Source organism: Lebetimonas natsushimae (assembly GCF_002335445.1).
GTDB classification, from domain to species: domain Bacteria; phylum Campylobacterota; class Campylobacteria; order Campylobacterales; family Nautiliaceae; genus Lebetimonas; species Lebetimonas natsushimae.
In genome coordinates, this window is the sequence record NZ_BDME01000002.1 from 456,026 (window position 1) to 480,334 (window position 24,309).

Here is a 24,309-nt window from a genome sequence, read left to right on the forward strand (position 1 = left end):
TCTAAACCTCCAAAATTAAACTTATGGGTCCATCATTTTTAATAATTACTTCCATATTGGCCCCGAATATTCCGCCTTTTGTGATTGCATAATTGTTAAGTTCTTTTAACATTGTATCATAATATTTTTTAGCTGTTTCTCTTTTCATTGCATATTGAAAATTTGGTTTTGTTCCTTTTTTGGTAATTCCGGCCAATGTAAAATTGGGAATAAACAAGATTTCACCATCTATATCCATTATATTTTTTGAAAAATTATCAAATATTCTTAAAGATGCAATTTTTTTAGCTATTTTATAAATTTTCTCTTCCGTGTCTCCTTCTTCAAATCCTATTAATACATTTATACCTCTATTTATTTCATTAATTAATTCATTGTTTACATATACAGCCGAATAACTAACTCTTTGAATTATTGCTTTCATTAATTAACTCCTTTAAAAATTCTGCTGTTTTTTCACTGTCATTAGGACATTCTACAACTTTATAATTTTTTATTCCAATTTCCTTTGCAAGATGCGCATATTCGACTTTCAGTTCCAAATCAGTTTCGGAATTGTCTATCATAAATGAAATAGGGTATATTAACACATTTTCATTTTTGTATTTTTTAAGTTCTTCATGCAGATATGGTTTTAACCATTCTGTTGGTCCGAATCTTGACTGGAATGCAAGAGAAATAGATTTAAATTCTGGCAAAAGTTTTTTTAAAATATTTACATGCTCGTTTATTTCTTTTTCGTATGTGTCACCTTTTTTTATAATGCTTTTAGGAAGACCGTGGGCTGAGAATATTAAATTCCATTCTTTTGTGTCATTTATTGAATTTAATATATTTTCTTTTATTATTTCGTTAAATTTTACGTTTTTATAAAAGGGCTTTATTATTTTATAAGGCTTGTTTAAATTTAATTCTTCAATTTCATCAACCGAGCTTTGAAATGTGGTAAAAGAGTAATGTGGATAAAGAGGTAAAAACAGAATTTCAGAATATTTGTCTAAATTCAAATCTTTTAAATTCGGTTTTGAATAACGCATAGAATATAAAACATCATAATTATCATTTTTTAGCTTATTTGTTAAATTTTGCGTAATTTTATAAATTCTGCTGCCGCCAATCTTTTCATAGTTTTTCCATACTTTTTTGTATCTGAAATTTGATATTAACGGAGCTAAAATATATCTTACAGGCGAGTTTATAATTCTTTTATCCATAAACATGTTGAATAAAAATTCTTTAAGTTCTTTTTCGTTTCTGGCCCCTCCCATATTCATTAATACGACAGCTTTCATTTTTTATCCAACATCTTTGATATTAAGATATTTATTGATATGAAGTCCAAAGCCTTTTAGAGCGTTTAGCTCGTTTTTATGAAGTGAAAAAAGGTTAAGATTTTTTATTCCAAGCGATTTTAATATCTGGGCACCTATACCAAATTCTTTATTTTTATCATTTGAATTTGAACTGATAAAAACAATAACACCGGAATTATATTTTATATATTCTAAAATTTTATTGTATTCATTTATAAGTTTTTCATTTAAAATAAAATCCACATTGCTCATAACGGGATAAAATTTTACATTGGTTGTTTCTTTTGGATTATTGGCAAGTACATAATGACGGTTGCCCAAATGGTCAATAAAGGTTATTTTTTCAAAATTAACACCTTGAATAGTTATTTTTTCTTTTTTTTCAATTTTAACAAGGCTTTCAAACTGAAGCCTGTATTCAACAATGTCTGAGATGTAAACAGTTGAGAGATTATGTTTTTTGGCAAACTCTTTTAAATCATCACGTCTTGCCATTGTGCCGTCTTCTTTCATTATCTCACAAATTACAGCTACTGGATAAACTCCTGCAAGTTTGCATATATCAACGCTTCCCTCCGTATGGCCGGTTCTAACAAGTACCCCTCCGTCTTTTGCAATAAGCGGGAAAATGTGACCCGGTCGTACAAAATCATCAGGTTTAGAGATGGGGGATGCCAGTTTTTTAATGGTTAAATCCCTCTCATATGCACTGATTCCGGTTTTAGTTTCTTTTGCATCAACACTTATTGTAAAAGCGGTAGAAAAACTTTCACTGTTTTGCGGAACCATTGGGGTTAAGTTTAATTTTTCCGCAATCTCATTTGTTAAAGATACGCATATAAGTCCTCTTCCCTCACTTGCTAAAAAATTTACCTTCTTGGGTGTTGAAAAAACTCCGGCGTATACTAAATCGCCTTCATTTTCCCTATCTTCATCATCAATCATTATAATGATATTTCCTTTTTGTATTTCTTTTATTGCTTTTTTTACTCTGTTTATAGAATCTGGCATTAATAACCTTTTTGTTATAATTTTAACAAAAAAGGATTTTTTATGAAAAAAATATTTTATCTATTTACTTTTATAATAAGTTTAGTTCTTGTAAACGGATGTTTAAATTCTGATATTTCAACAGTTAAAAATGGATATTTAAATGATTTTAAAACAATTAGTGTAGGTGAGGCTTTTGATAAATATAAATATTTTACAGACGTTAAATGGGATAGTTTTGAAACAGATAACGGGACAAAAATTGTTGAAGTTAAGGGGTATTTAAATGAAGACGCTAATAAAACCAAAATCTCTAATAAACCCTATTTGCTGACTCAGTTTAAAATAAATAAGGCAGACAATACTTTTGAGATTTCATATATGGGAATTACGATAAAAGACAAGAATAATAAAGAAAAAGATATTTCTTTTAATTCAAAATTGATGGATTTTACACTCTATGATATTTATAACAATAAAAATTTTTTAATTGATTCAGGATGGAAAATGATATTTTATTTAACAGCGGCTTTACAGTGATGTGTAAAGCCTGCTAAAAGTTATAAATAATCTTATGGCATTCATCATTGCCTGGTATTGAATGTAATTTCTATCCCCTTTTAAATGCAAAAGTTCCACTTTAAGTTCTTTATTGTTTGCCACCCCTATATAAACAGTGCCAACCGGTTTAGTGGGTGTGCCTCCAGTGGGACCAGCTATTCCGCTGACAGCCAAAGCATAATCTGCTTTAGAAATTTCTATCGCCCCAAGCAGCATTTCTTTTACCGTCTGTTCGCTTACAGCTCCATATTTTTCAAGGGTAAGTTCTTCAACTCCAAGCCATTCGTGTTTTATTCTATTTGCATAAGTTACCACACTTCCATCAAAACAGTTACTGCTTCCTGGAATTTTAGTAAGATTGCTGGCAATCAATCCCCCTGTACAGCTTTCTGCAAATGTAATTTTTTTGGGAGGCAGATTATTTACTATATGCGCAAACAGATTTCCGAAAACAGTGTAAGGAATTGTTTTCAAAATTTCTTTTTTTATTTTTTCTTCAAGAATTTCAGTATAAATTTTTACAATTCCCGCTTCTTCGAAAATAACCGGATTCAATTTATATGCATTAAAAATCGGTTCAAGCAATAATTTTGCTGAATCTTTGTCAAAATTAAAAATGTTTATTTCTTCATATTCAGGTGTAATAATTAAAATTTCAGGCACTTCATCTTTTAATAAAATAACGTTGATAGGATAATAATATTCAATCAAAAAAGAATTTTTAGAAAATTTTGCCGTTTCAGGGATTAAAAAATCATCTTTTATTATTACATTCTGATTGGTCAGATTTGCCAAGATTTTTGTAACCAGCGGATAGGTGTTTTCGTCTGTTACAATTAATGTCTCATCGTCTGGTTTAAAATTTATATCAAATTTGTCTAAATATACGGTTTTATTAAAAGTTACTTTTTTTAATATTTCTTCCTGCAGAGCTTTTTTGAATTTCCATGATTTCCCAACAAAAATTACTTCCATTTTTAATCCTTTTGTTATAATAAGTTATTGTATCAAAAAGGAGAGGAAATGGGAAAATTAGATTTGCCAGAATATACATTGTCAAAAGATAAGGTATTTAAAAAAAACGGAAAATTAAAAGATAAATTTTATGAAAAAGAACTTCTTAAACTCCAAATTGAACTTGTAAAACTTCAAACTTGGATAAAGAAAAACAATAAAAGGATGCTTGTAATATTTGAAGGAATGGATACTGCGGGGAAAGACGGAACCATTAAAAGAATACTTGAACATTTGAATCCGAGATTTGCAAGAAGTATAGCTCTTGATAAACCGAGTGACAAGGAAAAGACTGAATGGTATTTTCAAAGATATGTACCTCATTTTCCGGCTGGCGGTGAAATGGTGTTTTTTAACAGGAGCTGGTATAACAGGGCAGGGGTTGAAAGGGTAATGGGATTTTGCACTCATGAAGAATATTTGAAATTTGTGCGTCAGTGTCCAAGATTTGAAGAATTGATTGTTGATGACGGGATTAAGTTTTTTAAATATTATTTAAATATTTCAAAAGAAGAGATGTATAAAAGACTTAAAGCCAGGGAAACCGACCCTCTTAAAAAATGGAAACTCTCAACCCTTGATTGGAAAAGTTATGAACATTATGAGGATTATCAAAAAGCAAAAGAAGATATGTTTGCCGCAAGTTCCACACCTTATGCTCCTTGGGTTATAGTTGATGCAAATGATAAAAAAAGAGCAAGAATTAATATTATAAGAGATTTGATATCACAGTTTGATTATGATGAAAAAGATTATTTTTATAAACCGGACCCAAACATTGTGAAATTTGTATCACATATTGAATAAAATGTAAAATTGATAATGGAAAATGGATAATTTAAAAATTCATTTTCCATTTTACATTTTCAATTTTCAATTAAATATTATGGTATAATACTTTGCAAAAAAAGGAAAACTTCTATGGATTACAAAGACACTCTTCTTTTGCCAAAAACTACATTTCCTATGCGTGGAAATTTACCTCAGAATGAACCTAAAAGATATCAAAAATGGTTTAGTGAAAATGTTTATGAAAGAATGAAACAAAATAGACAGGGTAATGACAGATTTAATCTTCATGACGGACCTCCATATGCAAACGGACACATCCATATAGGTCATGCATTAAATAAGATTTTAAAAGATATAATTAATAAATTTTACTATTTTCAGGGATACGATATCAGATATGTACCAGGCTGGGATTGTCACGGACTTCCAATTGAACAGCAGGTTGAGAAAAAAATAGGTCGGGTTAAAAAAGAATCTCTTCCTAAAACAAAAATCAGGGAACTTTGCCGCGAACATGCCGCTAAATTTATAGAAATTCAAAAAGAAGAGTTTAAGGCCCTCGGTGTCATAGGAGACTGGGAAAACCCTTATAAAACAATGGATTTTGCTTTTGAAGCCGATATTTACAAAGCGTTAGCCGAAATTGCCAAAAAAGGTCTTTTGATAGAAAGAAGCAAACCGGTTTTCTGGTGTATGCATGATAAAACCGCTCTTGCTGAAGCCGAGGTTGAATATGAAGACAAAGAGGATTATTCAATTTATGTGTCATTTCCATTAAGTAAAGAATCGAATAAAGCCTTAGGTATTAAAGGCGCAAAAATAATTATCTGGACTACTACCCCTTGGACACTTCCAGCGAATATGGGTATTGCACTTTCACCTGAAGTTAAATATGTCTTAACAAGTGATAATTTTATAGTTGCCGCTCCTCTTTATGAAAGTTTAAGAAGCGAAGAGGTTGTAAAAGGCGATATTGTAAGAGAAATCGATCCAAAAGAACTTGAAGGTCTTAAAGCCGTAAATCCACTTAACAACAGATTGTCAGTTATTCTGCTAGGTGAACATGTTACAATGGACGGCGGTACCGGTTGTGTTCATACAGCACCGGGACACGGGGAAGAAGATTACAGAGTTTGGCTGAAATACGGATATACAGATATTCTTCAGCCGGTAGATGATGAAGGTAAATATTCTAAACTTCTTGAAAATGAATCGCTTCTTGGAGAAAAATCAGCAGAATTTGTCGGAATGCATATATTTAATGCAAATGAAAAAATACTTGAACTTCTTGGTGAAAATTTAATAAAATCCACTAAGTTTACCCACTCATATCCGCACTGCTGGAGATGTCATAATCCTATTATTTTCAGGGCTACAAAACAGTTTTTTATTGCAATGGATAAGACTTATGAAGGTGATACTTTAAGAAATAAAGCACTTAAAGAAATTGAAAATGTAAGTTTTACTCCTGAGAGTGGTAGAAACAGACTTACTTCAATGGTTAGCAACAGACCTGACTGGTGTATTTCAAGACAGAGAGACTGGGGTGTGCCGATTGCGTTTTTCAGAAACAGAGAAACAGGTGAGCTTATAATTGATGATGAGATAATTGAGAATATTTACAATATTTTTAAAGTAAAAGGCGCTGATGCATGGTATGCTTTAAGCATAGAAGAGTTACTGCCTGAGAGTAAAAAAGATTTAGCGCCAAAACTTGAAAAAGTTAACGATATTTTGGATGTTTGGTTCGACAGCGGTTCAACTTGGTTTGCGGTTCTTAAATCAGGCAGATATGATGCAGGTAGTTATCCGGCAAGTATGTATTTAGAAGGTAGCGATCAGCACAGAGGATGGTTCCAAAGTTCACTCATTGTATCAACCGCGGTTGAAAATAAAGCTCCTTATAAATCAATTTTAACCCACGGATTTACCGTTGATGAAAACGGTGAAAAGATGTCTAAAAGTAAAGGAAATGTTGTAGCCCCAAGCGAAGTTGCCAAAAAATACGGAACAGAAATACTTAGACTTTGGGTTGCAAGCAGTGATTACAGCGGAGATATAAAACTCGGGGATAATATTTTAAAACAGGTTGCCGAACAATACAGAAAATTAAGAAATACAATAAGATTTTTACTTGCTAATGTCAATGATTTGGAAGAGATTAAACTTGACAATCCGTCAATGATTGATAAATGGATTTTAGCAAGAGCAAAAGAAGTATTTGATGAGGTTGTATATCTTTTTGGCAAATATGACTTTTCAAAAGCTTTAAATTTACTTAATAATTTTATTGTGACAGAGCTTAGTGCAATTTATCTTGATGTTTGTAAAGATAGACTTTACTGTGAGGCAAAAGAATCACCAAAAAGAAGAAATTCTCAAAGTACGATGGCAATTATTGCTAAAAGTTTAATTTCAATTTTAGCTCCGGTTTTAACTTATACTATGGATGAAGCAGTTGAACATGCGCCAAAAGTAATAAAAGAGGAAGCAAAAGATATTTTTGATTTTGTATATGCTCCACTTGCGGCTGTTGAGAATCCAATAGATGAAGAAATTTTAGAAATTAGAAGAAGGTTTTTTGAAATTGTAGACAGATTAAAAAAAGAAAAAATTATAAAAGATACACTTGAACTTGCAATCGAAACAAATTGTGATAAATTATTAAATGAAGAGATGGCCGACTTTTTTGTAATTAGTTTAATGGGCGAAGAGATTGAAGGTGAAACTTTGGATGAATTTCATATAGGTGATGAGCAGTTTGTAATTAAAATTAAAAGATCTCCACTTCATAAATGTCCAAGATGTTGGAGATATTTGGCAAAAGTTGAAGGCGGATTATGTGAGAGATGCGAAAAGGTAATAAATGGATAAACCGGTCCCTTTTTGGTTTGTTTTTTTAACAATAGTTATTTTAATCAGTGTTAGTTATATAATTTATAAATGGCTTGAAAATTTAAAGGAGTTTAAATGATAACATTAAAAGAAGCGCTTAATTTACCAAAAGAAGAATTGGCTGAAATTAAAAAAGATATTCAAAATAAAGCAAAAGAACAAAAAGTTCTTGGCGGATATATCGAACAGTTTTTAGATACTGATTTGAATGAGGTTGGGGATGGAGTGCCAGTTGCAATTAAAGATAATATTAACGTAAAAGGTTGGGAGATTACATGTTCTTCTAAAATCCTCAGAGGTTATGTGGCTCCTTATAATGCGACTGTGATTGAAAAAATGCTTAATGCCGGACTTAGTCCGTTTGGTAGATGTAATATGGATGAATTTGCAATGGGAAGTTCAACTGAGACCAGTGCATACGGAAAAACATTGAATCCTCACAATCCAAACAGAGTCCCTGGGGGAAGCAGTGGTGGAAGTGCTGCTGTGGTGGGTGCCGGGCTTGCAATTGCGGCATTAGGAAGTGATACCGGCGGAAGCATCCGTCAGCCTGCTGCATTTTGCGGAGTTGTTGGAATGAAACCAACTTACGGAAGAGTTAGTAGATACGGGCTTACTGCATTTTCAAGCAGTCTTGATCAAATTGGGCCTATTACTCAAAATGTCGAAGATGCGGCAATTTTGTACAATATTATTGCAGGATACGACATTCACGATTCAACTTCAGCCCCAATTGAAAATAAAAAAATAGAGATTAATGAAAACAGAAAACTTAAAATTGCTGTAATTGACAATTATATTGACGAAGCAGATGTTGAGGTTAAAAAGGCAATTTTAGACGTAATTGCTGCACTTGAAAAAGAAGGACACACAATTATTCACAAAAGTTTAATGAATTCAAAAGTTGATGTTGCAACTTATTATGTGGTTGCTACTGCAGAAGCCAGTTCAAACCTTGCAAGATTTGACGGTATGAGATACGGAAACAGAATTGAAGGAAAAGATTTAAAAGAAACATATAAATTAACAAGAGCTCAGTTTGGAGAAGAAGTTAAAAGAAGAATCATGCTTGGTACTTTTGTTCTAAGTAGCGGATATTATGATGCTTATTATCTAAAAGCTCAAAAAGTAAGACACTTAATTAAAGAAGAATTTGATAAACTTTTTGCTGAAGCAGATTTGGTTTTAACCCCTGTAACTCCAACAACAGCATTTGAATTTGGAAGTAAAAAAGATCCGCTTGAGATGTATTTAAGTGATATTTATACAATCAGTGTAAACCTTGCGGGCGTTCCTGCAATTTCACTTCCAATTGCAAAAGATAAAGAAAATATGCCAATAGGACTTCAACTTATTGCAAAACATTTTGATGAGCAGACTCTTTTTGACGGGGCAAAGATAGTAGAAAATTTAGTAAAGGAAGAAAAATGAGAATTAAATATAAAGCTTTAACTTTTGAAGATGTTTTATTAGTGCCGCAATATTCAAATGTACTGCCTAAAGAAGTTGATTTAAGAACAAGGTTTACAAGAAATGTAACGCTAAATATTCCTATAGTTTCAGCCGCTATGGATACTGTTACGGAAGCAAGGGCTGCTATTGCACTTGCCAGGCTTGGAGGAATCGGTGTAATTCATAAAAACATGGATATTAAAACTCAGGCAAAAGAAGTTATAAAAGTTAAAAAAAGTGAAAGCGGTATTATAATTGACCCTGTAAAAGTTTTTCCTGATGATTCAATAGCAAAAGCGCTTGATATTATGGCTACATATAAAATTTCAGGTGTGCCTGTAGTTGATAAAAATGATAAACTGCTTGGAATTCTTACAAACAGGGATTTAAGATTCGAAAAAGATTATTCAAAACCTGTAAAAGCCCTTATGACTCCAATGCCTCTTATTACAGCAAAAGAGGGAATAACATTAGAAGAAGCAGAACAAATTCTTCACAAACATAAAATAGAAAAACTTCCAATTGTTGATGATGAAGGATATTTAAAAGGACTTATTACAATAAAAGATATTCAAAAGAAAAAAGAGTATCCTAATGCTAATAAAGATAAATACGGAAGACTTAGAGTTGCAGCGGCAGTAGGTGTTGGAAATGGAATTGAAAGAGCAGCTGCACTAGTAGGGGCTGGGGTTGATGTAATTGTGGTTGATTCTGCTCATGGTCACTCTCAGGGAATTTTGGATTTAGTAAAAGAAATTAAAAAAAGATTTGATGTTGATGTTGTTGCAGGAAATGTTGCTACTGCCGCTGCTACAAGAGATTTGATAGCAGCCGGGGCTGATGCTGTAAAAGTAGGAATAGGACCTGGAAGTATATGTACAACAAGAATTGTAGCAGGAGTCGGTGTGCCTCAAATCAGCGCAATTGATGAATGCGCAGCTGCTGCAGCTGAGTTTGATGTGCCTGTAATTGCAGACGGTGGTATTAAATATTCAGGTGACATTGCAAAAGCTTTAGCAGTTGGGGCAAGTTCTGTAATGATAGGTAGTCTGCTTGCAGGTACTGAAGAATCTCCAGGCGAGACTATTATGTATCAAGGAAGACAATATAAAGCTTATAGAGGAATGGGAAGTATCGGAGCTATGCAAAAAGGAAGCAATGATAGATATTTCCAAGAAGGAACTGCTGCTGATAAGTTAGTACCTGAAGGAATTGAAGGTATGGTTCCATACAGAGGTAAAATTAAAGATGTTATTCATCAATTAATCGGAGGACTTAGAGCTTCTATGGGATATTGCGGTGCAAAAGATATACCGACATTCTGGGAGAGAGCGGAATTTGTAGAAATTACAAGTGCCGGTCTTAAAGAATCTCACGTTCACGATGTAACCATTACAAAAGAAGCTCCAAACTATCATCAATAATTCTTCTTTTTCTTTTAAATAATTTTTCATTAACCTTTCATTTACTTTTCTTTTCTATAATGTTAAAAATCATTTAAGGAGTTTTAATGTTAATTAATGAAATGATAGTAGATGAAAACGATATGGGATTTGTTCCATCTTTAGGAATTACATTTCAATTAAATGATACTGCAAAAAAAATAATTGAATTAATTAAAGAAGGTAAAAGCAAAGATGAAATAGTTGAAATCATTTCAAGTGAGAGTGGTAAAGACTGGAGAGAAGTTTACATTGATGTAAACGATTTCTTTCAAAAACTTAGAGTTTATGGGTTAATCGATGAAAGTGGCAATTAGTGGTTTAAATAATACGGACAACCCAGCACCTGGAATCGGTGTAGCTAAAAGTTTAAAAGATAGATATCCTTTAATAGGACTTAGTTACGACCCAAATGAACCTGGTGTTTATGAGGGACTTTTTGAAAAAGTATATCTTATGCCGTATCCTACACTTGGATATGACGAGTTTGAGAGAAGAATTAAATATATTAAAGAAAAATCGGGTATTGATATTGTTATTCCAAATTTGGATGCGGAACTTCCTCTTTATATTAAATATCAGGATCAAATTAATAAATTAGGCTTAAAAACTTTTCTGCCTACTTTAAATCAATTTGAAATGAGAGATAAGGCAAAACTTGAGAAATTTTGTAAAAGTTTGGGTGTAAAACATCCAAAAACAATTAAAATTTTATCTCTTGATGATTTAATTTCCGCTACAAAAGAACTTGGATTTCCAATAATGGTAAAAGGAAATTATTATAAGGCCTATAAAGCTTATAATTTGGATGAAGCAATTGAATATTTTTACAAAATATCAAACGAATGGGGATTTCCTTTATTAGCTCAGGAAGTAATAAACGGAATTGAGATTAATTATGTGGGAATTAGTAATTATGAATTAAAAGGCGGAGTTGGAATAAAAAAACTAACTACCACAGATTTAGGAAAAGTTTGGAGCGCTGTTAGCATTAAAAATGAAAAACTTTTAAATTTAGCTGTTCAGTTTTCAAAAAACTGGAGGGGAGCTTTTGAACTTGAAGCAATGGTTTATAATAATGAAATTTATTTAATTGAAATAAATCCGAGATTTCCTGCCTGGGTATATTTTGCAACAGATTTAGGAGTAAATCTGCCTCAGATTCTTATTGATTTGATTGATGGCAAGGAAGTTAAACCAAATTTAGATTATCCTATTGAAAAAATGTATGTGAGGTATGTAGAAGAATTGAGTGTTGATTTTAAAGAATTTTTAACATTAATGAATAAAAAAGAACTTTAAGGAGATATTATGAAATATGAAAAACCGACTATAAATAGAGTAGATTTTGCCATTGCTAGTAAATACGGTTCACCTCTTAAAACGCAAAAAATAAGAAGTGAAATTGATGGAGTTAATGTAAGAGAGTTAATTAAAGATTTTGGTTCACCTTTGTTTGTGTTTAGTGAAAGGGCAATTGAAGATAAATATCTGGAATTTAAAGAAGCTTTTAGCAGTAGATATCCTGAAGTTGAATTTTGGTGGAGTTACAAAACAAATTATCTTGATGCAATTTGTAAAATTTACCATAAACTTGGAAGCAAAGCTGAGGTTGTAAGTGAATTTGAATATCAAAAAGCCAGAAGAAACGGAATTGAAGGAAAAAATATTATTTTTAACGGACCTTATAAACCTAAAGATGCCCTAAGGGTTGCTGTAAAAGAGGGAGCAAAAATTCATATTGACCATTTATATGAAATTAATGATTTAGAAGACATTGCAGAAGAACTTGGAGTTAATATTCCGGTTGCTATCAGATGTAACATGGATACTGGAATTTATCCTCAATGGTCAAGATTTGGATTTAATATTGATAACGGTGAAGCATATGAAGCTGTAAAAAGAATTTATAAAGGTAAAAAACTTTATTTAACAGGACTTCATGCCCATATTGGAACTTTTATGCTAAGTGCCAGCGCTTATGCCAATGAAGTTAGGAAATTGATGCAGCTTAGAAAAAAATTAGAGGAAGATTTCGGTTATGAAATTGAATACATTGATATCGGAGGAGGATTTGCAAGTAAAAACAGATTAAAAGGTGTTTATCAGCCACCGGAAGTAATAGTCCCAAGTGCAGATGAATATGCAGAAGCAATTACAAATGCTATTTATGAATTTAATGATAAAAAACTTCCAAAACTTTATTTAGAAACAGGAAGGGCTTTGATTGATGAAGCTGGATATTTGTTAACTTCAGTATTTGCCGATAAAAGATTTCCTGACGGTAAAAAAGGATATATTGTAGATGCGGGCGTAAATTTATTATATACGGCTTTTTGGTATAATTTCGATATTGCACTTGATAAAAGATATGAAGGATTAAACGAACCATCAATGATAAACGGGCCTCTTTGTATGAATATAGATGTGATTGCTGAAAATATTATGTTGCCTCCACTTGAGAGGGGAAGCGTACTTAGTATATGGCCAGTTGGTGCATATAATTATACTCAATCTATGCAATTTATCAGATACCGTCCAAGAGTAGTATTGATTGATAAAAATTCAACTCCTCATCTTATAAGAGAAGCTGATGATTTAGAATATGTTGTAGAAAAAGAAATAGTTCCTGATTATTTAAAGTAAGAAATGAAAAAATTAGCACTTGTTTTTAAACCTTATATTTCTATTCTTTTTTTAAGAGATTTAAAAGCAGGGGTAATTCTATTTTTACTTTCTTTTATACTTCCAAGCGTTGGAATACTTGGAAGTATTGCTATTATTTCTACAATTTTATTTGCAGAAATAGCAAAAATTAGAGAAGAATATATAAAATACGGTTTTTATTTATATAATTCTTTGCTTGTTGGAATGGGAGTGGGATTTTATTACAGTGTTACATTTTTAACTGTTTTTCTTACTGTTATATTATCAATACTTACATTTTTAATTTCATTCGGTTTGAATAGAATTTTTATAAAATATTCACTCCCGATACTTTCTCTTCCATTTGCAATAGTAAGTATGTTTTTTTATTTAGCAAGTTTTAAATATACAAATTTACTGAGTAATATTTTAGAGAGAAAACCTGTTTTTAATTTAGATTTTCCTTTTTTTAAAGAATATTTTATTTCAATGGGAACTGTTTTTTTCTTACCGTATCCTATTGCAGGGCTTATAATAAGTTTAATTATTCTTTTTTATTCAAGAATTTTATTTTTTTTATCTATATTAGGATTTTATACGGGAGTATATTTTCATTCTTTTTTTACGAATTATTATGATGCTTTAAATTCACCTTATAATTTTAATTTTATTCTTATTGCTATGGCAGTCGGAGGTGTTTTTTTACTTCCTACTTTAAAAAATTATATAATAGCTTTAATTTCGGTAATGGTTTCTGTAATTGTAGTTGATGCTATGGAAGTATTTTTTAATTTTTATTCTTTGCCTGTTTACACAATGCCGTTTAATTTTATAACATTACTTGTTATTTTGTTGTTCTATAGTGTTGGATACACTTTTTTTAATTATTCAATAAAAGGTACACCTGAAAAATCATTGATTGCTTTTTTAAGCAATTTTTTCAGATTTGGAGGTAATGATGTAAAAATACATCTTCCATTTTCCGGAAAATGGAGTATATATCAGGCATTCAATGGAGAATGGACTCATAAAGGAAAATGGAAATATGCATATGATTTTGTAATTAAGAAAAACGGAAAAACTTATAAAGACGAAGGGCTTTTTTTAGAGGATTATTATGCTTTTGGAGAAAATGTATTATCTCCTGTAAACGGATATGTAATAGCTAAAAGGGATGATTTAAAAGATAATATTATAGGTGTTGTAGATAGAGTTAATAATTGGGGAAATTATATAATTATTAAAAGCGATGAAGGTTTTTTTGTAGAAATTTCCCATTTAATGCAATCTTCAATAAAAGTAAATGTAGGGGATTATGTAAAAGTAGGGGATATTTTAGGAAAATGCGGAAATAGCGGATATTCTCCTGAACCTCATATTCATATACAAGTCCAAAAGAACGGTTTTTTAGGAAGTGAAACATTACCATTTAAGTTTTATGATTATATTAAAAAGAACAAACTTTATTTTTATTCATTACCTAAAAAAGAGGAAGAAATAGAAGCGACTATTTTAGATAAATCTATGCAACTTAGATTTAATTTTATATTAGATGATATTTATAAATATAAAACTGAACAGAATGAAATTATTGAATTTATTATAAAAATGAACGATAAAGGAGAATTTTATTTGTTTGATGGGAAAAATAAATTATATTTTTATCTTCATGACAAATTATTTTATTTTTATGAATATGATGGCGCAGAATCGTATTTAAAAGAAATTTATAAAATAGTTCCAAGAATTCCATTAATTAATAAAAATGTAATTTATAAGGATGTTTTACCGTTGGATATAAGAATAAAAGGAATTAAATTATTAATTGCTGAATTTTTGTTGCCGTTTAATTTTAATTTTTTTCTAAGAAAAGAAAAATATAAAAAAGAAAATTTGTCTATTAAATCTAATTATGGTGAAGTATATTTTTCATTTTATGAAAAAGGATTTGAAAAAATAAAAGGAAAAGATTTTGAATTAAGGAGAGTTTATGAAAAAGACAATTAGTTTAATATTAGGAGGGTGTTTATTATTTGCATTAAATATAAAAGAACTTTATTATAAATCATACAATTATGAAAAAATGGGTGATTATGAGGATGCTATTAAAGTTTTAATTCCTATATATAAAAAATATCCGAGAGGTTATACTATAAATTTAAGACTTGGATATCTGTTTTTTTTAAATAAAAACTATGAAAATTCAATTAAACATTATCTAAAAGCATCTTTAATACTTCCTTATTCAATTGAGCCTTTGCTTGGTTTATCAAGAGTATATTTATATAAAGGAGATTATAATAATTCTATTAAATATGCACAATTAGTAATTAAAAAAGATTATTATAATTTTTATGCTAATTATTATCTTTCACTTGCACTATATTATAAAAAAGATTATAAAACTGCTTTAAAAACTGTAAATAAAATGCTTATTTTATATCCTACTAATATTTTATATTTGACAAATTTAGGATTAATATATGAAAAAACAGATAAAAATAAAGCTAAAAATGTATTTGAAAATATAATTATTTTAGATCCGAATAATCAGATAGCGAACAAATATTTAAAATGAAAATTTTAAATTATTCTTATTTTATAATTTATGAATTTGAAATGAAACAAGTCCATGATAATAAAGAATTTTTTGATGAAATTTTAAATAAAAAATATGATGTTATTTTAGCTGATTTTAATTTTTATTCAGATATTAAAGAAATTAAAAATTTTTTTAACGGTTATATTGTTTTTTTAAATAATTATTGTGACAATTTATATTATAAAAGAGCTTTAGAAATTGGTGATTATTGTTATTTATATTCAGATTATGAAAAGATTGTTTTGAGACTTAATTATTTAAAGAAGAAACTTTTAAAAAAAAATATAATAAAATTTGATGGATTTGTTTATAATTTTACAACAAAAAATCTTTATTTTAAGAATGAATTAGTCAATTTAACTAAAGCGGAAAGTGAAATATTAAATATTTTATTAAAAAATAGCAGCTATTTTATTTCCAAAATAGATATTCTAGAAAATTGTGATTATGTTGAAAATATTGATTCAATAAAAGTTATAATTTCGAATTTAAGAAAAAAAGGTATAAAAATAGTTAATAAAAAAAATTTGGGATATAAAATCAATTTAAAGGAGATAAAATGAAAAAAATTTTTTTACTTTCAAATATAGTAGCCTTAGGATTTGCGTATAGCACTTCAGTTGTAATGCCTTATGGGAGTTATATTGATTATAGCGGTAGTTCTAAAGATAATGCTAAATTAGGAGGAATTTATTACAGTTATTATAAATTTCCTATAAAAATTGAAATGGATGCAGAATATTTAAAAATTAATTATAAAAAAAATATACCTGATTGGAAACAGAAAGATTTTACGTTTAAAACTGATTATTTTTATGAAAATAATTGGATATTTAAAGCAGGAATTCATAATTTATGGGTAAAACAATATGACAACAATTATCATTATAATAAAGTATTATTTGGAGGATTAGATTATTATAAATATTTAAAATACAATATGGGTATTGATTATTATTATTCTGATTATAAGAATTTTAATGTTTCTCAGTTTTCTCCAAAATTTGGATTTAATTTTGGCAATTATTATTCTACAGTTGGAAGTTTTTATTTAGAAGGTAAATATAATCATATACATATTTCAAAAAAAAATATTGCACCGGATGATACATATAATAATTTTGATATAAAACTTCAAAATTTTTATGGTCATTGGACTACAACTTTAAAAACAACTTTTGGAAAATTTGCTTATAAAGTAGCAAATGATGGATTTGTGGTATATAATACAGGAGATGAGTATAAATATGGATATGGTTTAAGTGTTAATTATAATTTTGAAAAAGTTAATAATATTAAAATTTCATATGAAAGAGATAAATTTGAGGATGAAAGTAACGCTTATTCCAATATATATTTACTTTCTTATTCAAGAGCTTTTTAAAAAAGCTCTTTTACTATTTCAAATCTGTTAGCTGTCATAATATGAATTTTTGGATGTTTCTTTTGTAAATTATTAAATAAATTGCGACTAAGCTCAAGTCCTACTTTATATTCCTCGTTTTCACTTATTTTATGTGCTTTAATTAATTTGTCTATCCAACTGTCCGGCACGTAAATACCAGGTACGTGTGAGTGTAAAAACTGGGCGGTTTTTAATTTTGTAATAGGGAAAAATCCCAAAATCATATCAAAATTTTTTCTTTCATCACTGAAACTATTTCTTATTTTATCTCTTATTTCAAGCAGTTTATCGGCAATTTCCAAATCATATACCGGCTGGGTTATTATACCTAAGGCAAAATTTTTTACTTTTTTATAAATTTTTTTTTCAATTGAAGAGAAATTTTTAGCATATGAGTTACTTACAGCAAAAGGGGTAATTTGTTTTGGCTTTATTTTAAACTCTTTTCCTGCATAATCCATTCCGCTATTGAATGCCCTTATTATTTCAAGAAGTTTTAAACTGCTGCCTTCAACCACGGCTTTAGCATTTGGCTGGTCAGACATTTTGGCCGGGTCTCCTGTTAGGGCCAAAATGTTTGTAACATTTAAATCATTGGCACCAAGCAAATCACTTTGAAGAGCAATTATATTCCTGTCCCTCATACTCATTGTGGCTATTACTTTTTTATTAAATGTTTGCTGAATTTTATATGCTGCTATTATTGAATTATATTTCAGTTTGCTTAAAGGGCAGTCTGTTGTGGTAAATCCGTCTATATATTTATAAGCTTCAGTTTTTTTTATTTTTTCAATCATTGGATCAATTGTAGGAAGTTTTGGAGGAGTTGTTTCAAGTGTTATTAATCTGTCACTTAAAAGTTTTTCTTTCATTAAAGGCCTTTTTTTAGAAATTTTATCAAATTTGTTATAATTTTTAAAAAAGTGGAGGAATGATAAAACTTAATTTCTGGATAGATAAAAATAATAAAAGTTTTTTGGGAAAAGGACGCATAAAATTATTAAAATTAATAGATAAGTATGGTTCGATTTCAAAGGCCGCAAGGGAGATGAAAATGAGTTATAAAGCGGCTTGGGATGCAATAGATATTATAAATTCTCTATCAAAGGAAGAGGTTGTAGAAAAACAAAGTGGTGGAAAAGGCGGGGGAGGTACATATTTAACTGAATATGGAAAACAGCTGATTAGAGATTTTGAAAATTTAGAAAATGAAGTTAAAAAATTTAGAAAAAAATTAAATGAGAAATATAAAGATAAATTTTGATAAAATTTCTAAAATTTAAAAAAGGCAATAAATGATATTGATGATTGATAATTATGATTCATTTACTTATAATATTGTTCAGTATTGTCTAGAACTCGGTGCAAATTTAAAAGTAATAAGAAATGACGAATTAAGTGTGGATGAAATTAAAAAACTAAATCCAGAAAAAATTATAATTTCCCCGGGACCGTCTACACCAAAAGAGGCGGGTATCAGTGTTGAAATAATTAAAAAAATAGATAAACCCATTTTGGGTGTATGTCTTGGTCATCAGTCAATTGCCTATGCGTTTGGAGCAGATATTGTCAGGGCAAAAAATTTAATGCATGGTAAAACAAGTGATATTGAAATAACACTGTATGATGATATATATAAAAATTTACCTCAAAAATTCAGAGTAACAAGATATCACTCTTTGGTAGTTGATGAAAACACATTGCCAAATTTTATTGTTCCGACTTCATATTCGACAGATGATAACGAAATTATGTCCATTAGGGTTAAAGATAAACCTATTTTCGGGGTTCAGTATCATCCTGAATCAATTATGAGTGAATATGGAAAAGAAATAATTAATAATTTTTTAAAATTATGAAATTTTTTCCAATAGTAATTTTTTATTTTTTTTTATTATTTTACAGTATTAATTATTTATCTTTTTCTTTTGTGGAAATTGACGGAATCCATCATTTTCCTCTTTTAAACCATATTTTAAATATTTCTTTTTTACTTTTTGGAAAAAACGATTTTGCCCTTAGGTTGCCGTCTTTATTCACAGGCTTTTTAAGTGTTATTCTTTTTTATAAAATAGCACAGATTAAATTAAAAAGAGATAAAGAGAGAATATTCGCAACTTATATATTTATGCTAATTCCCGGAATGATAATTTCATCTGTAATTGTAAATAAATCTGTGTATTTAATTTTTTTAACGTTATTATTTATTTATACATATGAAAAAATAAGGATTTTTTCATATGTACTTTTGATACTGTATATTTTTATAGATAAAAGTTTGATCTCTCTCTATTTGGCTTTGATTTTTTATTCAATATATAAAAAAGATACAAAATTTTTAATTTTCAGTTTGATTTTACTAGCGGTGAATGCAAATTACTTTGAATATAAAATCCATGGAAAACCAAAAGGATATTTTATAGATTTGTTCGGTACCTATTTTTTAATTTTTTCTCCTTTTGTTTTTGTATATTTTTTGTATGCTTTATATAAAAATCTTTTTATTAAAAAAGATTTGATTTATTTTATTTCAGCAACCGCTTTTTTTCTTTCTATGATTTTATCGTTTAGGCAAAGAATCAAAATAGATGATTTTGCCCCTTATACATTGGCTTTTGTAATAAATATGGTTAATATATTTTTAAAATCATATAAAGTAAGACTGCCAAAATTTAGAAAATTTTATAAATTGTTGTTTATTATTTTATTTTCTTCATTAATAATTTTTGATGTAGCTTTGTTTTTAAATAAATATACTCCTGTAAGAAATTTGAGTTACAGTTTTTATTTTATTAAACCTTTGGCCGATTATATGAAAAATAAAAAAATTGATTATATTTATTGTAAAAATGAAAAATTATGTAAGGTATTAAATTTTTATGGAATTAAGTTAGGAAATAAATATTATTTGAATTCTTCAAGATATAACGTTTCAATTTTTCACAATAAAAAATTAATAATGAAAATAGATGTTTCGAAATTAAACACTTTAAAAAAAAATAGTTATAAAAAAGATAATTAAAAATAATTTTTTCTTTATAAATGATACAATTTTTAAAATAAATTAGAAGGAGTATTAATGGCTCAAAAACCTATTCGTGAATATGACGGTAAAAAACTTTTTAAACAAAACTGGGATAATTATTTTAAAGGATTGAATTATCCATTTGAAAGTGTACTTGTTAAAAGTGGAGATGAATTAAAAGAATTAGCTAAAAAACCTGAATATAAATGGCTTAATGAAAAACCTTTGGTTGCAAAACCTGATATGCTTTTTGGTAAAAGAGGTAAAAATAATTTGGTTTTATTTAAAATAAATAAACCAGGAGACGTAACTCTAGAAGATGCGGCTAAATGGATTGATGAGAAAAGAAGTTCTAAACAAAAAGTTTATTCAAAATTTGAAGGTGACAAACCAGTTGGAGAACCAAAAGAAGATTATTTAACATATTTTATTGTTGAACCTTTTACACCGCACACAGAAGATGAAGAATATTATATTGCTGCGGCTAGTTTAGATGAAAATTATGATGTATTGTATATGTCAGCTCACGGTGGAATGGAAGTTGAAGAAAACTGGGATAAAGTAACAGAAGTTAAAATTCCAATTGATGCAACTGATGAAGAAATTGAAAAATTAATAAAAGAAAACATTCCTGCAGACATTCCGGAAGATAAAAAAGAAGTTTATGCAAATTTTGCAATTAATTTTTATAAATTCTTTAGGGATTTGAATTTTGCATATCTAGAAATCAACCCTGTTGTAATTGTTGGAAATAATGTTTATTTACTTGATTTAGTTGCAAGACTTGATGATACAGCAGGATTTTTAATGAAAGATAAATGGGGAGATATTGAATTTCCTACACCATTTGGAATGCCAGAAAAATCTCCAGAAGAAAAAGCAATTGCAGAAGCTGATGCAAAAAGCGGTGCTTCACTCAAATTAACAGTTCTTAATCCAAAAGGTAGAATTTGGACTCTAGTTGCTGGTGGTGGTGCATCAGTAGTTTATGCTGATACTATTGCAGATTTAGCTGGTGGAGTAGAAGAACTTGCAAATTATGGTGAATATTCAGGTGGACCTACAACTGATGAAACAAGATTTTATACTGAAACTGTACTTGACTTGATGACAAGAGAAAAAGATCCAAAAGGTAGAGATAAAATATTAATTATTGGTGGTGCGATTGCAAACTTTACAGACGTAGCCAAAACATTTACAGGAATTATTCAGGCCTTTAATAAATATGCAGATAAAATGAAAGATGTTGGTGTTAGAATTTATGTAAGACGTGGTGGACCAAATTATGAAAAAGGTCTAAAAGATATAAAAGCTGCGGCTGAAAAACTTGGACTACCAATTAAAGTTTACGGACCTGAAACACACATTACAGATATTGTAAGAATGGCACTTGAAGATGATAAAAAAGGAGCTAAATAATGAGTAACGCACTATTTACAAGGGATACACAGGCAATTTTCTGGAATAACAACAAATCAGCAATTCAAAGAATGCTTGATTATGATTATGTAATTAGAAGAGAAAAACCGTCAGTTGCAGCAATAGTTGCTCCAACTAGCTCAAATAAATTTGAAAAATTCTTTTATGGAACAGATGAAGTTATGATTCCGGTTTATAGAAGTACAGCTGAAGCTGTGAAAAATCATCCAAATGCAGATGTACTTCTTAATTTTGGTTCATTCAGAACTGCTTATGATGTAACAAATGAAGCACTTGATATGAACCAATTCAGAGTTATTATGATTACAGCTGAGGGTATACCAGAAAGACTTGCAAGACTTATGAATAAAAAAGCAAGAGAGAAAGGTGTAACAATTATAGGACCTGCAACAGTTGGTGCAATTGTTCCTGGTGCATTTAAAGTTGCAAATATCGGTGGTACAATTGAAAATATTGTAAAATCAAAACTTCACAGACCTGGTAGTGCAGGACTTGTTACAAGAAGTGGTGGTCTATTTAACGAACTTAGTAATATCATCGCCCTTAATGCTGATGGTATCGCAGAAGGTGTTGCTATCGGTGGTGACAGATTTGTTGGTAGTGTATTTATTGACCATCTTCTTAGAATGGAAAAAAATCCACAAGTTAAATATATGATTTTACTTGGTGAAGTTGGTGGAAGGGAAGAATATAAAGTTATTGAAGCAATTAAAGAAGGTAAAATTACTAAACCAGTTATCGGTTGGTGTATTGGTACAATTGCTAAATATTTCAGCAGTGGTGTACAATTTGGACATGCAGGTGCTAGTGCAAATGCAGAAGAGGAAACTGCAGAAGCTAAAAACAGAGCTATGAAAGAAGCTGGAATTCATGTTCCTGATAACTTCAATGATTTACCGTTAGTAATTAAAGGTGTTTATGAAGAATTAAAAGGAAAAGGTATAATTGGAGATATTGAAGAACCAGAAGTTCCTCCGATTCCAGAAGATTATAATAAAGCTCTTGCAGCCGGAAAAATCAGAAAACCAAGAAATTTTGTATGTACTATTAGTGATGACAGGGGAGAAGAAGCTGTATATGCTGGAATTCCAATTAGTCAGGTTGCAACACCGGATACAGGATATAGTATAGGTGATGTTATTTCACTTTTATGGTTCAAAAAAAGATATCCTAAATGGGCAACAGATTTTATTGAAACTGTAATTAAAACAGTTGCAGACCATGGTCCTGCGGTGAGTGGAGCTCACAATGCAAAAGTTACTGCAAGAGCTGGTAAAAGTGTAGTTGAATCACTAGTAACTGGTCTTCTTACAATAGGACCAAGATTTGGTGGTGCAATTGACGGAGCTGCAAAATATTTCAAATATGCTCATGATAATAACATGAGTCCAAAAGAATTTGTAAATTATATGAAAAAACAAGGTATTCCAATTCCAGGAATTGGACATAGAATTAAATCTGTGAGAAATCCTGACAAAAGAGTCGAAGGGCTTAAAAAATATGCAGCTGAATATTTTCCTGCGACTCCACTTTTAGATTTCGCTTTAGAAGTTGAAAAAGAAACAACATCTAAAAAAGAAAATTTAATTTTAAATGTTGATGGTACAATTGGTATATTAATGGTTGACATGTGGAGAGCGTTAGGATATACTGATAAAGAAATTAATGAATTCATTGAAAGTGGGACATTAAATGCGTTCTTTATTCTTGGAAGAAGTATTGGATTTATCGGACATATCCTTGATGAAAAAAGACTTGGAATGCCAATGTACAGACATCCGTGGGATGATATTTTATACCAGGTTGAAAAAGCTGAAGAAATTAAATAACGGGAGATTTTCTCCTTCTTTTACCCTTATTGAGCTTTTAATAGTAATTGTTATTATAGGAATAGTAATTACTTCTATTTCTTTTAATCTGGCACCTGATAAATTAAATATTGCCGCAGATGAAATCATCAGAAATATTAGATATACTCAATCACTTGCTTTAAAAGATGATAAATATCAACCTTTTCCTATAAATAATAGTGTTATTGAACAAAATAGAAGTAAATATTGGTTTAAACAATGGTGGCAGATTAGATTTTCTTCTTCTAATGAAAATGGAAAAATTCATTATTGGTACGAAATATTTAGTGATTTACCTAGCGATCAAACAGGTAGTAGTTATACTTATAATTTTGATAAAACAGGGCATTATCCTGATAACCCTAAAAGTTTATGGTATAAGTCTATAGCAACAGATATTAATGGTAAATTATTAATTGGTCATTGCAATAAAAGTCATTATCCTGATTGCGACAAAGTTAATCAAAATTTAGATTTAACTAAAACTTACGGAATTGTAAATATAACATTTAATAATAGATTTCCTTTTAGATTGGTGTTTGATAATTACGGAAATATCTTTTTAGATGAAAGTAATAGTAAAGGAGATAACGGAGATATAAATCCTCTTGATAAAAACAATAGACCTATTTTAAAAAATAAAATTAATAAAATAAAACTTTATTCTTCAACAAATAAATGCATTCAAATAAATATAACTCCAACAGGTGAAATATATAAAAGTAATTGTAATTAACATTAACCCATCATTAAATTCAAAAAAAATCAGGAAAAGTGGTTAGAAGTACTTGACAGGGGGGAGAAAATATAATATACTTTCATTCCCAAAACGCAAGAGAGCGTGATGGAGATGATTGAGAGCTTAGAGATAAGTAGCAGGCC

24 protein-coding genes are annotated in these 24,309 nt (G+C 29.4%); 19 read left to right on the forward strand and 5 right to left on the reverse strand.

All coding sequences use genetic code 11. The features are described from left to right. Position 1: 1 nt before the first annotated feature. Genes dtd through LNAT_RS06865 form a run of 3 tightly spaced genes read right to left on the reverse strand, consistent with a single transcriptional unit; the run spans position 2 to position 2,324 of the window. Positions 2 to 424, reverse strand: a complete 423-nt coding sequence (dtd, locus tag LNAT_RS06855; protein ID WP_096259723.1) for a D-aminoacyl-tRNA deacylase — start codon at positions 422 to 424, stop codon at positions 2 to 4. Then, a complete protein-coding gene (gene hemH, locus LNAT_RS06860) occupies positions 399 to 1,292 on the reverse strand; it encodes a ferrochelatase (protein ID WP_096259725.1) in 894 nt (297 codons plus the stop codon). Before hemH ends, dtd begins: the two co-directional genes overlap by 26 nt. Before the next feature lie 3 nt (positions 1,293 to 1,295). After that, complete coding sequence (locus LNAT_RS06865; protein ID WP_096259727.1) at positions 1,296 to 2,324, reverse strand: bifunctional 3,4-dihydroxy-2-butanone 4-phosphate synthase/GTP cyclohydrolase II; 1,029 nt, start codon at positions 2,322 to 2,324, stop codon at positions 1,296 to 1,298. A gap of 42 nt (positions 2,325 to 2,366) precedes the next feature. Between LNAT_RS06865 and LNAT_RS06870 the strand changes: the two genes are divergently transcribed. Further along, the gene (locus LNAT_RS06870; protein WP_096259729.1) at positions 2,367 to 2,843 is read left to right on the forward strand and encodes a hypothetical protein; all 477 of its coding nucleotides are present in this window, start codon (positions 2,367 to 2,369) and stop codon (positions 2,841 to 2,843) included. Here the strand turns inward: LNAT_RS06870 and LNAT_RS06875 are convergent. Then, positions 2,835 to 3,839 (reverse strand): CinA family protein, encoded by a 1,005-nt coding sequence (locus tag LNAT_RS06875; RefSeq protein ID WP_096259731.1) that lies wholly within the window; start codon positions 3,837 to 3,839, stop codon positions 2,835 to 2,837. The two genes, LNAT_RS06870 and LNAT_RS06875, sit on opposite strands and share 9 nt — an antisense overlap. A 48-nt stretch (positions 3,840 to 3,887) precedes the next feature. On the opposite strand from LNAT_RS06875, the gene ppk2 reads away from it, so the two are divergent. The 12 genes from ppk2 to LNAT_RS06935 all read left to right on the forward strand — a co-directional run bounded on the left by ppk2 (position 3,888) and on the right by LNAT_RS06935 (position 17,091). Next, a complete protein-coding gene (ppk2, locus tag LNAT_RS06880; protein ID WP_096259733.1) occupies positions 3,888 to 4,685 on the forward strand; it encodes a polyphosphate kinase 2 in 798 nt (265 codons plus the stop codon). A 114-nt stretch (positions 4,686 to 4,799) separates the two neighbouring features. Next, positions 4,800 to 7,544, forward strand: coding sequence for an isoleucine--tRNA ligase (gene ileS / locus LNAT_RS06885; RefSeq protein ID WP_096259735.1), 2,745 nt, complete (start codon positions 4,800 to 4,802; stop codon positions 7,542 to 7,544). Continuing rightward, entirely contained in the window at positions 7,537 to 7,644 is a 108-nt protein-coding gene (locus LNAT_RS06890) for a glutamyl-tRNA amidotransferase (protein WP_096259737.1), read from the forward strand. The genes ileS and LNAT_RS06890 overlap by 8 nt, the downstream gene beginning before the upstream one ends. Then, positions 7,641 to 8,996, forward strand: a complete 1,356-nt coding sequence (gene gatA / locus LNAT_RS06895; RefSeq protein WP_096259739.1) for an Asp-tRNA(Asn)/Glu-tRNA(Gln) amidotransferase subunit GatA — start codon at positions 7,641 to 7,643, stop codon at positions 8,994 to 8,996. The genes LNAT_RS06890 and gatA overlap by 4 nt, the downstream gene beginning before the upstream one ends. Beyond that, positions 8,993 to 10,441, forward strand: a complete 1,449-nt coding sequence (gene guaB, locus LNAT_RS06900; RefSeq protein WP_096259741.1) for an IMP dehydrogenase — start codon at positions 8,993 to 8,995, stop codon at positions 10,439 to 10,441. Before gatA ends, guaB begins: the two co-directional genes overlap by 4 nt. Before the next feature lie 86 nt (positions 10,442 to 10,527). Further along, positions 10,528 to 10,776, forward strand: coding sequence for a PqqD family protein (locus tag LNAT_RS06905; RefSeq protein ID WP_096259744.1), 249 nt, complete (start codon positions 10,528 to 10,530; stop codon positions 10,774 to 10,776). Further along, a complete protein-coding gene (locus tag LNAT_RS06910) occupies positions 10,760 to 11,761 on the forward strand; it encodes an ATP-grasp domain-containing protein (RefSeq protein ID WP_096259746.1) in 1,002 nt (333 codons plus the stop codon). Before LNAT_RS06905 ends, LNAT_RS06910 begins: the two co-directional genes overlap by 17 nt. A 9-nt stretch (positions 11,762 to 11,770) precedes the next feature. Beyond that, a complete protein-coding gene (locus tag LNAT_RS06915) occupies positions 11,771 to 13,105 on the forward strand; it encodes an alanine racemase (RefSeq protein WP_096259747.1) in 1,335 nt (444 codons plus the stop codon). Positions 13,106 to 13,108: 3 nt separating this feature from the next. Continuing rightward, positions 13,109 to 15,112: an urea transporter gene (locus tag LNAT_RS06920; protein ID WP_096259749.1), complete on the forward strand. Its 2,004-nt coding sequence runs from the start codon at positions 13,109 to 13,111 to the stop codon at positions 15,110 to 15,112. Beyond that, positions 15,096 to 15,683: a tetratricopeptide repeat protein gene (locus LNAT_RS06925; RefSeq protein WP_096259751.1), complete on the forward strand. Its 588-nt coding sequence runs from the start codon at positions 15,096 to 15,098 to the stop codon at positions 15,681 to 15,683. Before LNAT_RS06920 ends, LNAT_RS06925 begins: the two co-directional genes overlap by 17 nt. Beyond that, positions 15,680 to 16,270: a helix-turn-helix domain-containing protein gene (locus tag LNAT_RS06930; RefSeq protein ID WP_096259753.1), complete on the forward strand. Its 591-nt coding sequence runs from the start codon at positions 15,680 to 15,682 to the stop codon at positions 16,268 to 16,270. The genes LNAT_RS06925 and LNAT_RS06930 overlap by 4 nt, the downstream gene beginning before the upstream one ends. Further along, entirely contained in the window at positions 16,267 to 17,091 is an 825-nt protein-coding gene (locus LNAT_RS06935) for a hypothetical protein (RefSeq protein ID WP_096259755.1), read from the forward strand. The genes LNAT_RS06930 and LNAT_RS06935 overlap by 4 nt, the downstream gene beginning before the upstream one ends. On the opposite strand, the gene LNAT_RS06940 is transcribed toward LNAT_RS06935, so the two are convergent. Continuing rightward, positions 17,088 to 17,984, reverse strand: a complete 897-nt coding sequence (locus LNAT_RS06940) for a methylenetetrahydrofolate reductase (RefSeq protein WP_096259757.1) — start codon at positions 17,982 to 17,984, stop codon at positions 17,088 to 17,090. The genes LNAT_RS06935 and LNAT_RS06940 overlap by 4 nt on opposite strands. A gap of 59 nt (positions 17,985 to 18,043) precedes the next feature. Here LNAT_RS06940 and LNAT_RS06945 point away from each other — a divergent pair, with 59 nt between their 5' ends. From LNAT_RS06945 to LNAT_RS06970, 6 genes are read left to right on the forward strand one after another with little or no spacing between them, the layout of a single operon-like run. Continuing rightward, the gene (locus LNAT_RS06945; protein ID WP_096259759.1) at positions 18,044 to 18,376 is read left to right on the forward strand and encodes a winged helix-turn-helix domain-containing protein; all 333 of its coding nucleotides are present in this window, start codon (positions 18,044 to 18,046) and stop codon (positions 18,374 to 18,376) included. A 31-nt stretch (positions 18,377 to 18,407) separates the two neighbouring features. Further along, positions 18,408 to 18,971 (forward strand): anthranilate synthase component II, encoded by a 564-nt coding sequence (locus LNAT_RS06950; RefSeq protein ID WP_096259761.1) that lies wholly within the window; start codon positions 18,408 to 18,410, stop codon positions 18,969 to 18,971. Further along, positions 18,968 to 20,134: an ArnT family glycosyltransferase gene (locus LNAT_RS06955; protein ID WP_096259762.1), complete on the forward strand. Its 1,167-nt coding sequence runs from the start codon at positions 18,968 to 18,970 to the stop codon at positions 20,132 to 20,134. The genes LNAT_RS06950 and LNAT_RS06955 overlap by 4 nt, the downstream gene beginning before the upstream one ends. Positions 20,135 to 20,191: 57 nt before the next feature. Then, positions 20,192 to 21,556: an ATP citrate lyase citrate-binding domain-containing protein gene (locus tag LNAT_RS06960; protein ID WP_096259764.1), complete on the forward strand. Its 1,365-nt coding sequence runs from the start codon at positions 20,192 to 20,194 to the stop codon at positions 21,554 to 21,556. Beyond that, positions 21,556 to 23,406, forward strand: coding sequence for a citrate/2-methylcitrate synthase (locus tag LNAT_RS06965; protein WP_096259766.1), 1,851 nt, complete (start codon positions 21,556 to 21,558; stop codon positions 23,404 to 23,406). The genes LNAT_RS06960 and LNAT_RS06965 overlap by 1 nt, the downstream gene beginning before the upstream one ends. Next, positions 23,381 to 24,163: a prepilin-type N-terminal cleavage/methylation domain-containing protein gene (locus LNAT_RS06970; protein WP_172413514.1), complete on the forward strand. Its 783-nt coding sequence runs from the start codon at positions 23,381 to 23,383 to the stop codon at positions 24,161 to 24,163. Before LNAT_RS06965 ends, LNAT_RS06970 begins: the two co-directional genes overlap by 26 nt. The last annotated feature ends 146 nt before the right edge of the window (positions 24,164 to 24,309 follow it).